11 protein-coding genes are annotated in these 13,433 nt (G+C 59.2%); 7 read left to right on the top strand and 4 right to left on the bottom strand.

Annotated elements, in window-relative coordinates:
* Positions 1 to 14: 14 nt before the first annotated feature.
* The gene (locus P3C39_RS01550; RefSeq protein ID WP_275952506.1) at positions 15 to 1,577 is read right to left on the bottom strand and encodes a GMC family oxidoreductase N-terminal domain-containing protein; all 1,563 of its coding nucleotides are present in this window, start codon (positions 1,575 to 1,577) and stop codon (positions 15 to 17) included.
* 444 nt (positions 1,578 to 2,021) lie between these two features.
* Here P3C39_RS01550 and P3C39_RS01545 point away from each other — a divergent pair, with 444 nt between their 5' ends.
* On the top strand, positions 2,022 to 2,540 hold the full coding sequence (locus tag P3C39_RS01545; RefSeq protein ID WP_013530428.1) for a ferritin-like domain-containing protein: 519 nt from the start codon (positions 2,022 to 2,024) through the stop codon (positions 2,538 to 2,540).
* 145 nt (positions 2,541 to 2,685) lie between these two features.
* Here P3C39_RS01545 and P3C39_RS01540 read toward each other — a convergent pair whose 3' ends face one another.
* Positions 2,686 to 2,883, bottom strand: coding sequence for a hypothetical protein (locus P3C39_RS01540; protein WP_013530427.1), 198 nt, complete (start codon positions 2,881 to 2,883; stop codon positions 2,686 to 2,688).
* An 849-nt stretch (positions 2,884 to 3,732) separates the two neighbouring features.
* Here P3C39_RS01540 and P3C39_RS01535 point away from each other — a divergent pair.
* From P3C39_RS01535 to P3C39_RS01515, 5 genes are all read left to right on the top strand, one after another.
* Complete coding sequence (locus tag P3C39_RS01535; protein ID WP_275952505.1) at positions 3,733 to 4,503, top strand: hypothetical protein; 771 nt, start codon at positions 3,733 to 3,735, stop codon at positions 4,501 to 4,503.
* A 37-nt stretch (positions 4,504 to 4,540) separates the two neighbouring features.
* Complete coding sequence (locus P3C39_RS01530; protein WP_013530425.1) at positions 4,541 to 5,239, top strand: TIGR00730 family Rossman fold protein; 699 nt, start codon at positions 4,541 to 4,543, stop codon at positions 5,237 to 5,239.
* Positions 5,240 to 5,377: 138 nt separating this feature from the next.
* Positions 5,378 to 6,253, top strand: coding sequence for a DMT family transporter (locus tag P3C39_RS01525; RefSeq protein WP_275952504.1), 876 nt, complete (start codon positions 5,378 to 5,380; stop codon positions 6,251 to 6,253).
* A 136-nt stretch (positions 6,254 to 6,389) separates the two neighbouring features.
* The gene (locus tag P3C39_RS01520; protein ID WP_275952503.1) at positions 6,390 to 8,057 is read left to right on the top strand and encodes a peroxidase family protein; all 1,668 of its coding nucleotides are present in this window, start codon (positions 6,390 to 6,392) and stop codon (positions 8,055 to 8,057) included.
* A 54-nt stretch (positions 8,058 to 8,111) separates the two neighbouring features.
* Positions 8,112 to 8,513: a hypothetical protein gene (locus P3C39_RS01515; protein ID WP_275952502.1), complete on the top strand. Its 402-nt coding sequence runs from the start codon at positions 8,112 to 8,114 to the stop codon at positions 8,511 to 8,513.
* A gap of 35 nt (positions 8,514 to 8,548) precedes the next feature.
* On the opposite strand, the gene P3C39_RS01510 is transcribed toward P3C39_RS01515, so the two are convergent.
* Positions 8,549 to 10,459, bottom strand: a complete 1,911-nt coding sequence (locus tag P3C39_RS01510) for a hypothetical protein (RefSeq protein WP_063168714.1) — start codon at positions 10,457 to 10,459, stop codon at positions 8,549 to 8,551.
* A gap of 164 nt (positions 10,460 to 10,623) precedes the next feature.
* Here P3C39_RS01510 and P3C39_RS01505 point away from each other — a divergent pair, with 164 nt between their 5' ends.
* Entirely contained in the window at positions 10,624 to 12,021 is a 1,398-nt protein-coding gene (locus P3C39_RS01505; protein ID WP_127371106.1) for a YcaO-like family protein, read from the top strand.
* A gap of 400 nt (positions 12,022 to 12,421) precedes the next feature.
* On the opposite strand, the gene P3C39_RS01500 is transcribed toward P3C39_RS01505, so the two are convergent.
* Positions 12,422 to 13,321 (bottom strand): LysR substrate-binding domain-containing protein, encoded by a 900-nt coding sequence (locus P3C39_RS01500; protein ID WP_164747153.1) that lies wholly within the window; start codon positions 13,319 to 13,321, stop codon positions 12,422 to 12,424.
* Positions 13,322 to 13,433: the final 112 nt, after the last annotated feature.

The raw sequence follows: 13,433 nt of genomic DNA, 5'->3' as shown, positions 1-13,433 counted from the left end.
TCGGCAGCGAGCTGTCAGATGGACCGGCGCAGGCTGTCGGCCATTTTCTCGCCAATCATGATCGAGGTCAGATTGGTGTTTGCCTGGCAATCGAGCGGCATGATCGACGCATCGATAACCCGCAGCCCTTCAAAACCGTAGACCCGGCATTCCGGATCGACCACGGCCTCACCGGGCCTACCCATGCAACAGCCGCCGATCCCATGCTGCGCATCGGAAGACTGCGCCAGCAGGAAATTGTCGACCTCCTCGTCGCTTGCCATTTCGAGCCATGACAAAGGCAGATCGGAATCCCCCAGCAGGACGCGCTCGGCGATCGCCTGGATCGGCGCTTGCCGGGCAATCTCGCCAAGGTGGCGATAGGCGATACGCATGCGCTGAAGATCCATTGGATCGTCCAGCATGTTCTCTTCCACGATCGGCTGGTCGAAGGGATTGGCGGAACGCAACTGCACGGTGCCCCGGCTCTTGGCCTCCATCAGGATCAGATTGACCATGGCCTCGCCGAACTGGGCGCTGTCGGACTCCACGCCGATACCGCCATGGTTCATGGCGACGTAGAGGATGTCGTCGCGCTCGGCACCCGGCACACCGGAACTCATCCGCACACAGCAGTTGGTATGCCGCGCGTCGACATCGGTCGCCTTGAATTCCGGCTTCAGCTTCAGTTCGATGCGGCAATAAGGATGGTCGAAGAAACCTTCGCCGACCGGCAGGTCGGCAAGCACCTCGATGTCCTTTCGATTCAAGAGAGCCGCCGGACCGATGCCCGAGCGCTGCAGGATGACTGGAGAGTGGATGGCGCCGGCCGAGACGATGACCAGCGGCGCCTCGAATTTGCGAACCTGACCGGCCACGATGGCCAAAACGCCGATCGCTTTCTTGCCATCGAAAAGCACCTTGTCCACTGTCGCCTGCCCGATGATGGTGAGGTTCGGCCGGTCGCGGGCAGCTTCCAGATAGCCGTCATTGACCGACACGCGCTTGCCGGCTCGACTGTTGATGGGATAGGTGCAAGCCCCTTCGGCATCCGGAGCATTGAGATCGTCATCCCAGGGATGGCCGAGAGCCATCGCGCTTTGGCGCATGGCCTTGTCGACGCTTCCCCAGCTTTCGATAGGCGCGCGGTAGATCGGAATCGGGCCATCGCTGCCGTGAAAATTGGCCGCGATCGGGTCATCCTCCAGCCGGCAGAAGAAGGGCAGCACGTCGGCTCCCGACCAGCCCTTGCATCCGATTTCCTCCCAGCGGTCGAAGGCATGGAGCACGCCGCGAATGGCAATCTGCCCATTGACGGCCGTCGAACCGCCAAGCCCCTTGCCGCGCCAGTAGACCCGATGCTCCTGCCGCTTGGTGCGGCGAGCCATCAGGTCGGGGTACATATATTGTTGCTGAAAATGATCGGGAAGCAGCAGGTTGAAGGGATTTGGACTCGCCATCTCGGCAGGTTGCTCGCCGCTCCGGTAGTCCGGCCCCGCTTCCAGCAAAAGCACGTTCGTGGCCGCATCTTCGGTGAGCCGGGCGGCAAGAACAGCCCCGGCTGCGCCGGCTCCGACAACGATGACATCAAAGGGCATGCCGCACTCCCTACATCCGACCAATGCACGGCTCACTCGACCGCGACATCATCTTTGATTTCATTGTGCACGATCATCTGCTGGCATTCAGGCTCGGCGACGGACGCCGGAACCGACCACCTTAGCCGCCGTTGCACGACAGCAAGATCATCATGATTTGTTTTATATGTAAATATGATTTCGTATATGAACCCATCGGAAGTATCTCTTTTCACCATCTACTCCATACAGCGCGACGAACCCCGGTGCTTTCCGTCCCCCCCTGCCGGCGGCTCTCACACCGTCATCGTCCATCGCCTTTTGATGTCGATCGGCCCTCGATAAAAGCGGTGTTCGACGCGCTGCCCTTCCACGTCGCCCCCAGGGAACAACTGCTTCCATGGAAAGTTAGTCCATGGCTACACCGCCCGGTGAGCTTTCACGACAATCCAAGGGAGACAAATCATGGCGACTGCAAAAAGAGCGACGACCAAGGGACTGGAGGCTTTGTTCCTCGATGGGCTGAAGGACATCTACTACGCTGAAAAGAAGATACTCAAGGCCTTGCCGAAGATGGCAAAGGGCGCCGAATCCGAGGAGGTGGCTGCGGCCTTCGAGAAACATCGCATGGAAACCGAAGGCCAGGTCGATCGGCTCGAGCAAGTGTTCGAACTTATGGACAAACCGGCGCGCGGCAAAACCTGTCCGGCGATCGACGGCATTCTTGAGGAAGGGTCGGAAATTCTCGACGAATACAAGGGCGACCCAGCCCTGGATGCTGGGCTGGTCGGCGCGGCACAGGCCGTCGAACATTATGAAATCGCGCGCTACGGCACGTTGGTCGCGTGGGCTGAACAGCTTGGCAAGAGCGACGTGGTCAAGCTCCTCAACGAGACATTGAAAGAGGAGGTCGCGACGGACGAAGCGCTTTCCGGGCTGGGCGAAGGCGGTGTCAATGAGCGCGCCCTGGAGCAAGCTGCCTGACTGGGCGTCCTGACTGATGTCGCCCCGGCAAAGCCGCCGGGGCGACTTTCGCAACCCCAACCGCGGCGTCGTCGATAGCACCTCTTTCAGATGCAATCAGACCCACCCCGATACTTCGGGGTGGGTCTGCTGAAATCACCCGCGATCAGCGGTTTTTGTGACTTTGTTCGCCAGCTTTCACGTGCTGTTCGTGGGTTCCACCACGCATGCCGGATCCATCGCCCTGCTGCCGTTGACCACCACCAGCGGCCTGCTGTTGCTGACGGTTTTTATTGTCGGCATTCTTGTGGCTCTGCTGGCCTGCCTTCACATGCTGTTCGTGGCTACCACCTTGATTGGGCATTCTTCTTCTCCTTCACAATGCACGAGGCGACGACCGCCTCGATTGCCTAAGAAGAGTCAGGCGCGAACGTTCCCTTACGTAACATTTTGTGAAGACCCTCAGACAAGCCGGGCGTTCGAAGGAGCTTGAGATGGATGCCGACCCGGAGAGCGTTGCGCCAACCTCGGGAGTAAGGTGCGTTGCACTGCCCCGCTGAATTGAAATGGGTGGTCTCGAAAGCTTGCTGGATAGCGAGATGCGCACCTTGCCACCATAATATTTCATCGAACCGCAAACGCCGTTTATGCATTTGCGCGGAACGGTGGTGCTGTTCGCGTAGGCCGCATTGGGAGTCATCAGAGGTGCATGAGAACGGCGATTGTCGAGATGGCGGTGAATGTTTTCGTCAAGCTGCGTAGCATGATCGAATTCCATCCTTGGATTCAGTTGAGGTTCAGGTTCGACCGCTCAGCCTTTTGCGGATGTCAGTCTGGCGTTGCGGCTGTGATGTTGGGCAACTCAGCGTAATTCAGCGTGAAATAACGATCATCGTTCCCCGGTGTCTTCGCATGATCGTCGAGAGATGATTTCCGGTCTTCGCGGCCCGTGCATCCGGATGGCTGTCAATGGAGGCTCGGCAGGCGACCCGCTTAGACAATGTCGTCGGCCAGGGCTGCAAGGCCCCGCCGACACAGAAGCTCGCCGCGGGATAAGGCTGGCCGAGGCAATTGAGAGAAGTAGATCAACCGTCACCTTGCAGGAACCGCCAATGCGATCTGCCTGTTAGCCTGGACGGACCCATTCCACCGCAATTCACGTTGAGATCACGCGGAGCACTGCAAAGCATGCGTCATAAGGGAGGAACCCGACATGACGCTCAACATCAATAAGCCGCTGCGTGTAGCCCCAGTCGAAATTTCAGCTCGCGAAACAGCCTCATCCTTCGCGGTTCGGTCTCCGCGCCTCCTTGCTTGGCGCAGCGCGTTAACGGCACGGATGTCTGGCCCTGGGGGAGCCTACAATGTCGGCAACCTCATTGGTCTTTGTCAGGGGATTACGGCGCAGATTCTCGTATCCGGCGATCTGAACCAACTCCTCTGGACAGGCGCGCCGGCCGCCATCAGCCATTATTTGACGGGCAATTTCGCTGCGATCGCAATGACCTCGGCGACGGCGATCTTCTTCGCCAGCGGCGAGATCTACCATCGCGCCTGGAACGGGCGTCTCAAGCCTAGGGAAAATCTCAACCGCCTGGGTGATTTCCTGTCCGGCGTTGGTGCCGGTTGCCTTGGCCTGGCCCTGTTTGAACTTGGCCATCCGTTGCTGGCGTTGACATCGGGCCTGCTTCATTCCGTTGGAAAATTCGGCAGTGCTTGCCACCGACCCGGTGTCCGGATCCTCAACTTGTCGGAATACGGCCCCGACCCGTTTCGCGTCATGGTCCTTCTCAGCCGGCTGCCGGCCCTCATCGCCGCCGGGACAGGACTCTGTGCATCGCTGTTCAAATTCGAAGTCGAACAGCCACAGCATTGGTCCACGCCCGCCAGCCTTCTCGTTTGTTACCTGCTCTGGTCCTGGGCTGACCTGCTTCTGTTCCGATCGAGCCAACCTCGCGCAGCCCGCGATCATTCCGCCGGCTGATCAAGCTTCGCTATTCCAACCTCATTGGAGAGACACCATGTTTGGATCATCATCCGACAATTCCGCAGAACAGATCGGCCGCTCCTATCCCTTGCAGCGACGCATCGGCACGATCTGCGTTTTCGGCGGCGCCATGCTTGGCAACGATCCCGACCACGCCCGTTGCGCCACCATCCTTGGCGAGACGATAGCCGCAGCAGGTATTCGCCTAGTCTATGGCGGTGGCTGTGATGGCCTGATGGGCCAGGTGGCTATTGCCGCAGCAGAAGGGGGTGGAACCGTGATCGCGATCACCCCGCAGTTCCTGATCGAGCGGATGAGAATGCTATTATCGGGATGCCAGACGATTTCAGTTCCCGACATGAGTATCCGCAAACAGCTCATGTTTGACTACGCGGATGCATTTGTAGCCTTGCCCGGCGGCATCGGAACCGTTGAGGAACTGACCGAGGTCATGACGCTTCGCAAGCTGGAAAGGCACTGCAAGCCGCTGGTCCTGGCGAATTTCAAAGGCTTCTGGTCACCACTTCTCGGCGTCTTCGAGAGCATGTCCGAGGCTGGCTTCATGAACTCGTCAACCCGATGCACGCAAATGGTTTCGGCAACCCCGGAGGCCATCCTTCCGCTTCTTCAGCGCAGCGTCAGTTTCGAGCAGAACGAACCGCCAACGCCCGTCCTGCTGCCCACCATCCCCGTCTTGCGCAGATCACATATATCGAGTGCTGGCCCCGGATAGATCGCGAACCAAAAGACGCGTTCTTCCGCGCAACACCAGCCACCTCGACGATGACGGGGTGCGTCGGCCCCGATCATCGCTTTCAAACCCGATCACAAACCGTTGGAGCCATTGCCCGCTGTGGTGATGCGATCAATCATGTCCAGATTCAAGGCAAATTCCTTGCTAATGCTTGCTGCGCTCATTTGGGGAGTGGGCAATGTGTCCCACAAGACCATACTGGCCCACCTCGATCCCATGGCGGTTGTTTTCCTGACCAGCGTGATCGCCGGACTGGTGACGTTGCCATTCGCGGTGCGGGAGCGCGACCCCGAAACCAACGCCGGCTGGTTTCCAAGTGTGGCGAGAGTGGTTCTGCTTTTTGCCCTCGGCTGTGTGGTCCAGCAATTGTCCTATGTCAGCACGACGGTGACGAACTCGAGCCTCCTTATCAGCGCTTCCACTGTTATCACGCCGATCGCCGCGTGGCTGATCATGAGGGAGCGTCCAAGTGCACTGATCCTATTCGTCGCAATTCTGACGGTCGTGGGATCGGCTCTCCTGGCGGGCGGCTTCAATGGTGCGGCAACCGCCGGCGACGCTTTCGCCGTCCTGACTGCAATCTGTTTTGCAGTGTGGACGGTCGAACTCGGGCGGCATGTGCAGGCACATGGCCACCCCTTCGCGACGGCGGCCGCACAGTTCATCGGCACGGCCGTTGCCACGCTACCTTTCGCCCTGCAGGGCACAATGACATTTCAGGCAATTATGGCAGCATGGCCAGAACTCATCATGCTTGGTGTGTTCTCGACCGCTGTCGGCTTTTGCCTGCAGACTTCTGCACAGCGCTACACCACTTCGTCCCATGCGGCGGTGATTTGCAGCGGAGAGGGTGTGTTCGCCGCCATTTCCGCTGCCGCTCTGCTTGGTGAACGGCTTTCGCCCGACGGGCTTCTGGGTGCGGGCGTCATTCTGTCCTGTGTGCTGTTCACCGCCGTCTCGGCGGGCCCGAAGCTCGATCCGTCAGTGTCATGATCGCCTCGGCAATGTCGCTCTGCTCTGGGGCCGCGCCATTCAGACCACCGACGGGCAAGTCTGTTTCTACTCCCGGATTCATGCCAAGCTACTCGCCTGGCCGCATTCATCCTTCTGGAAAACGAGGTCTACTTCGATGCTCCACGGCGAAACGTCCTCCTTCGAAGCCGCCAACATACCGAACCGGTCAAACCAGAATTCAGACGACGGCCTCAACGACAAGCCGACCTTGCGAGGCATCAGGCTCTTCCCGTCCCTGGCGGACATGCCGATCGCCTTGTTTGACGCAACCGAAGACGAGAGCGCCATCGACCGCACCAAGGCGGGCTTGCTGGACATCACGGCGGAAATGGTCGGCCCGACCGATGGACTTGAAGGCAGTGATCTCAGCCCTACACCAGCCGGCTTTACCTATTTCGGTCAATTCGTGTTCCATGACATCGTCTTCAGCCAAATATTCGGATTGCCCAAGCCGACAGGCAAAACCCATCATTTGAAGAACGCGTCCTCGCAAGGCCTTGACCTTTCGGGGCTCTATGGGCGGGGGCCAATCGTCGACGCCCATCTCTACGATGTTGCGGATGGGGCGGACCTGTCGGCTTGCCGCTTTCCGATCGGCTTGCCTTGCATGAAAGGCAGTATGCTTCCGGTCGACGGTAAGACCATGCAAGGCCGTGATTTGCCGCGCATCGACTTCTCGGGCAAGTTTATCAGTGTCGAGGGTCGGCGATCGCCTTATCGGCCCTTGGTGGCGGATCCGCGAAACGACGACAATCTTGTCCTGTCGCAACTGCTCTGCACACTCATGGGCATCCACAACAGGATCGTGGATCTGCTGCTTGGCATCGGCACCGACCCAGCAGAAGCTTACAAGCGTGCCAGGATCTATCTGACCTCGGTTTACCGCACTGTGATCATCAACGACTATCTGAGAAAAGTTCTGGCTCCGGAAATATGGGACCATTTTTTCGCCAGTGACGATTTTCTTGGCGCCGGAGTCTCGGCACTTGAAACTTTCAATGCGCTGCCTTTGGAATTCACCTTCGGTGCGTCGCGCTTTGCCCACGCCATGGTCCGGCAGTTCTATGTCGTGAACGACAGGTCGGTCGAAGAACCAGCCAATCTGCGCAAAATGCTGTCCTTTTCCAGCCTGCGCCCGGGTGGGGAGATTCCAATACCCGAGAACTGGATTGTCGACTGGAACCGGTTTGCCTCAGCCGACACCCCGTCGAAAGCTCAAAGTGCCCGGCGCATAGGACCATTCCTGTCGAAAGAACTGACGATTGCCGGCCTGAGTGCGGAATTGAACGGGACAGTCCGGCCGGTTGCCTTCATGGATTGCTGGCGCTGTTACGACCTTGGCTTGCCATCCGGGCAGGACGTGGCCGGTGCGGTGAAGACCGCCCTGGGCGACAACAGTATCGATGTGCCGGTCCTGGCGGGCAATGACATGCTTCCCACGGCCGCCTGCGCCAAACGTTACGTCTACAACGCCGGCCGACTTCGGGCCGCTTTGCAACGGTACCCGGAGTTCCTGAGGCAAACACCTCTCTCCTACTATATCATCCAGGAGGCGTCCGTTCTTGGTAATGACGGCAGCCATCTTGGCCCAGTTGGCTCCTATGTGGTGGCCGCCACGATCGCATCCGCACTGTTCAAGGCTGCCGATACGGATATCACCTCTCGCAGGCTCATTCCGGACGTGGAGCCAAAAACGCTGGCAGGACTGCTCGATCTCAATAATACTGCGAAGGTATCGGATGAAGTGCTTGGCGGCCTGCTCGGCAGTCAGGGTTTTCAATAGCGCTGATAACGGCAGCGCTACAGTGCTCAATCTGGTTTAGCGGGGGAAGTGGACATGGTGAAGTTCAAAGATGTGCAGTTCGAGGCGCTTGGCGAATTCATCCGAGACCTGATCAAGAATCCGGCCAAGCAAGCGATCTTCAGAAGTGGAGATCAGGAGGCGATGAAGGACCTGCTGCGTGGGTTCATGACGCCCAGGGACAAAACCTGGGAGGAGATCACCATCCAACCATACTTCGACCAAGACCTGATCGTGAACATCGCCTTTCCCTTCACCGGCGACGTCGAGCAAACGATCGCCACCATTGCGCCGGCGGATGGACCCGGTGAGGACTATACATTTCCCGATCACTACAATCTCGACCCGAACGCCGGCCCGCCCGATCAAATAAAGAAAAACCGTTTGAGCGCATATCATAAGCGCCTCGGCGACTACGTGATGTCACGCTGCAAGTGAAACCCGGCGCAATTGCGAGCAACGGTTCGGCCGTGTCAGCCCGACTGGGCTGCCAATTCGATGCCACGGGCCAGCTTCTCCTGATCGACTGGTAACCGGATCGGAAAAGCGGTCTTGAACCACTCCACGGCGACAGCGCGGTCAAGCCTACCCGGCCCTTGCCACGCCGCCGTTAGGTTGCGTAGAAAACGTCTGAACTCATCCCCGGCCTCGCGGTTGCGTTTCAGCAACGCAAGTGCCGCCGCCGACCAGCCGTGGATGTCGGCGAACAGTTGATCGCTCTTGACCGCAGCGGCCACGCACCCCTCCAGATCATTGGCGAGAAAGGCAATGGTCGCCTGGTAGCCATGATAGTGAGCGTCGGGCATGGGATTGAGGTCGAAACTGCGCTTCGAAAGCTCCGATGCCCGTTGATGATCACCCATGAAGGAGCTGGCCAGCGCATAGGCGATCAAGGTCGCGGGGTTCCCGGCATTTTGCTCATGTGCAAGGCTGAAGTGAAAATCGGCCAGCTCCCAGCGTCGCGCCAGAAGGTGGCTCCAGGCCAGATTTACCTGGTTGCGGTGGTCGAATGGGTCGAGCAGGACCGAACGCTTGGCCAGTTCGAATGCGCGCTTTAGATCCTGCTCGATCGACGATGCACCCGGAACGACGATCCAACGCGAGTTGAGCACCGCAGCGAGGCTGGAATAGGCGCAGGACAGATCGGGATCAAGCCGGATGGCTTCCTCGTAGCGGGCGATGGCAGCTTCTTCGGTGTCCTTTCGCCACATGATCGAAAGCCGCTGTCCGTCCAGCCAGCAATCATAGGCCGAGAAATGGTTCGGGGAAGCTTGCGATATGCGATGCAGCCTGGCACTGGACAAGGCAATCTGCAGGCGCGCGGAAAAGCGTGCGCAAACTTCATTGAAGGCCGAGCGCCAGGAAGACGGATCCGACGGAACGGTGAGAACGAAGGCTTCTCCTTCTTGCAGGAAGTCATAGCAGGTAATTTGGAACACTGCTGGCCCATCCGTGTCGATCAGACGGATGAGGACGCCGATATCCACGTGTTCGCCTGCCGCCTGATGCATCTGATCCAGTGAGAATTCACCGGCTTGCAACTCCGTTGACACGGCTGTCCAATGCCTAAATCGGGAAATCGAAGCCAGAAGCTCTGTCGCCAAGGCAAATTGCAGGTGTTCGTTCTCTGCTTCGCGCCTGGCAATGATGATGGCGATTGTCGGCTTCCCTGGGATGCGGCTGTCGTGATCGCTTTGCGCAAGGTCGGGGTCAGCCGCCCGCTTTTCACCGTCGTTGCCCGGCTTGAGCGCCTCTAGAAGGTGGAGGATTTCTGCCGGTGGTCGCAGATCCATGTCCGCTTTGAGTTCGGCCGCGTAGCGGTCGAAGAACGCTAGGGCGCGGGCATAACCGCTTTCCTCACAGACCCTCCGAATGGTCTCCACCACGGCATCGTCGAAAAACGGATCAAGTTGCAGGATGCACGCAGCGATGGATTTGCGCTGTCTCGGGTCTGTCTCGGCCGCCAGCCAGGCTGCGAGCCGTGTCACCAGCCTGTCGGTTATCATCGTCGACTGCATTCTCAGCCAGTTGTCGAAGACAGGATCGCAATCGTCCAACCCGGCGCAAAGTCCATCCCTGGCTTTGGCCAGCAGGAGCAGCGCACCGTCATAATTGCGGTCGTCGAGCGCACGTTCAAGCTCATCGATGTCGGAACGGATTGCAGTCGGATCGATTCCCAGGACGAGCTTGTCGACCGCGAGGTAATTAAGCCTGGTCTCGCTTGCCAGGCGTCGGAGATCCTTTATGCACTGGCGCAGTGATCCGCGCGCATGCTCCTCGTCCTGCTCGCTCCAAAGCAATGCCGCCAGTCGCCCGCGCGTCTCGCGTGACCTGCCGCTCAGTAACAGATAGGCGAGAATCGCGCAGGCCTTCCGCTTGCCCAACGAGAACGTCTCCGAGCCCTTGCGAAGCTCGAAACCGCCGATTAGCCTAATCGCCAGACCGTCTGTGGAAATTGTCAACTCCGCCGGCTATCGTCTCGGTCGCCAACGGGCGCCACCGCTTACCCTACGTAAACAGCAGAAGCCAAGATATTGAAAGAGCCAACATGCTGTTGCGCGGGTCGCATTGGACAACGCTTGCTCTGCTGATGCATCACGACCGGCCGATGACGGTGAACCAAGACGACCCGACCTGGGACCGCCAGTCGAGTGAAGATGATTTGGATGTTTTGGAGAATCTGGCTGCGACCCTTGTCGCTGCGCCCGAGAATGGGCTGCCCCTTTTGCACTTCGCGACACGCTACGACATTGGCGTTGAAGTGTTCGATGTTCCGGGTGGATTCCTGGCTATGTCCAACATTGCTCCATTCGAAGGGAATGAGAAACGATTCACGGCAAGTGGCAAAGGCTTTGATGCCGGCACGGCCGTGCTGTCTTGCCTCGGAGAGGCCGCGGAGATTTCCAGCTGGGCCTGCAGAGCCGAAGACGTCACGGCGTCAGCACGCATCGGCTCTCCAGGCGATGGAATGAGGATCGATGCGATTCAGGTATTGGGCTTTTCGCTGGAACAGATCCGACATCGCGATCGGCTCAACAGAGTGTGGCGTGGCTGGGACAGTATCCCTTCAACGGATCATCTGAACAATCCCCAGCTATGGGCGTCCGTTCGCAGCTTCCATGACGATAGGGTCGCGCTTTGTCCGGCGTTTCTCTGCTATGGCCGCTTTGGTGACGTCGCATATGGCGATTGCAGCTTGAACGTCGACACCAATGGTTGCGCCGCTGGCACAACGCGGGCGGATGCAAGAACCCGCGCCTTGCTTGAACTCGTCGAACGAGACGCCACAGGGATATGGTGGCACCGAGGCTCCCTGAGAAAGCGGCTGGATATCGCGCGGCTTGATGACCAAGGCTTGGCGTCTCACATCCAGCAGCATCGCCAAGAAACGGGACGCAGGCTCTGGCTTCTCGATATCTCTTCCTTCCGCACGGCCATCGTGACGGCGGCGATCAGCTGCGAAGACAGTGGCGAGCATATGGCGGTGGGTTTCGGGTGCAGCTTCGATATGGTTGCTGCCGCCCGGTCCGCGTTTTTGGAATTGATACAATCCGAAGCTGCAATGCAGGCCCATGCCGAAAGGGCAGAACGGCCCCGTAATAAAACGATGAGCGATGACGATTGTCGGATGACCCGCTGGAAGCGTTTCGCTGACGTGCGCAACTTTCGTTTCGCCATCGGCAAGCCTGCCGACGGCCTGGAAAGCGCTGGCGAAAGCAACGTCACCGACCTGCTGAATGAAATCGGCGAAGTTTGTGGTTCGCAGGTCTGGTTCGCCGATCTTTCGCGATCCGAGATTGGTATCCCCGTTGCAAAGGCGATCTGCGAGGGATTATCCCATTTCAAAGCGCGCTGGGGCTGCCACCGAAACGCCGCACCTTCCATCGCAAGTGATTCGAGCAAAACAGCAGGCCGCCTCTCGCAGGCCAGAAAACTTTTGATCTAATTGTTACAGGCAATGACGACACGGGCACGTTGGAGACCCGTCGCCGGTTACAGGACGCTGATGAGGAAGCCGGCGTTACGATTGTGGGCGGGGCCAGGACTTCGTGTACGTCGGGATTTGCTCAAGCAGGGGCTCCGAGTTCGCCGGGATCTCGTACAGCAGGGAAGTTGAGTGAACCCCTGTTGACTTGAGGGCGCGAACGCTGCTGTTTTGGGTCGCAAAGCCGCCCGACGGCTAGCGGTGCAAGAAGGGCGAAAAAAGCGGACTTTTGTCGAGATATCTAGGGCAAACTGAAGCAATCCGTGGGACCGCACACCGCCGACCAATGTCTGGATCTCTTAAGACGCTGGTGCGCGCGAACTCGGCAGATGCAAACTTGTGTCTCCAGATCGGTGTTCGACTATCCGGCTAAGGTTGCGCCCAGTCGCTTGGAAATCGAAACAATCCAGGCTCGCAGCTCAGGACCAAAAGGCTTCTCAAGAATGGCCCGATCCCAAGCCAAAAAATAAGGTTCCGGCAGCCTGATCCGCTTGTCGAACGGGGCGACGAGCCTGCCCGACGCGATATCGTCGGCAGCCATCGACAGTTGCGCCAGCACAAAGCCCCTTCCGTTGGCCGCCGCATCGATCGCCGCGCTCGACAGGGAAAAGGCCACTTCGCCGGATGTTCTGCGGTGCACCGCGCCGATGCTTGCGGCCCATTCCGCCCATGTCGGCGGCGAGCGGTGATCGCGGGCCCATTCGATGCTGAGAAGCGGCAGATCGAGAATATCGGCGGGCTTGCCGACCGGATGTTTCGCCAGCAGCGTCGGCGAGCAGGCCGGCACCACCCAGTCGGTGAACAGTTCGGTGTAGTGCTCGAAATCACGATATTTCGTGCCGTACGAAATACGGAAGTCAACTTGTTCCGCGCCCAGCCTTGGCTCCGTCTCGGCGCCCACCAGCCGCACGGTCGCGCCGGGGTGGTCGACCTGCCAATCCAGGAGCTGCGGGCCGATCCATTTGCTGGCCAACGACGGCAGGCAGGAGATGGTCAAAGTGTCCGCGGACCGGGCCTGTTCGATGAGATCCTGGGCGTCGCGAATGTGTTCGAAGCCGACGGCAACCGCTGCGTGGTAAACGCGGCCCAGCGCGGTGAGGGCGACACTCCTGCCGCGCCGTTCCAAAAGCCGCGCCTCCAGCGCGTCTTCGGCCTTGCGGATCTGCTGGCTGACCGCGCCGACGGAGACGCCGAGTTCGTTGGCGGCCGCCGTCACACTGCCACGCCTCCCGAAAGCCTCGAAGGCCTGTATCGCACGCAGTGGGGGCGTCTTCTTCACCTGGGCAACGATCCTGGGGTCAGCTTGATTTAGCTTTTCTAAAATAGAACGCAGATGCAAGCCCTATGTCGTCCCAGGCCCGCAAGATATTCGT

The sequence above is a fragment of the Mesorhizobium sp. XAP4 genome (genome assembly GCF_029269325.1).
GTDB classification, from domain to species: Bacteria; Pseudomonadota; Alphaproteobacteria; order Rhizobiales; family Rhizobiaceae; genus Mesorhizobium; species Mesorhizobium ciceri.
This window is presented reverse-complemented; position numbering and strand designations above follow the sequence as displayed.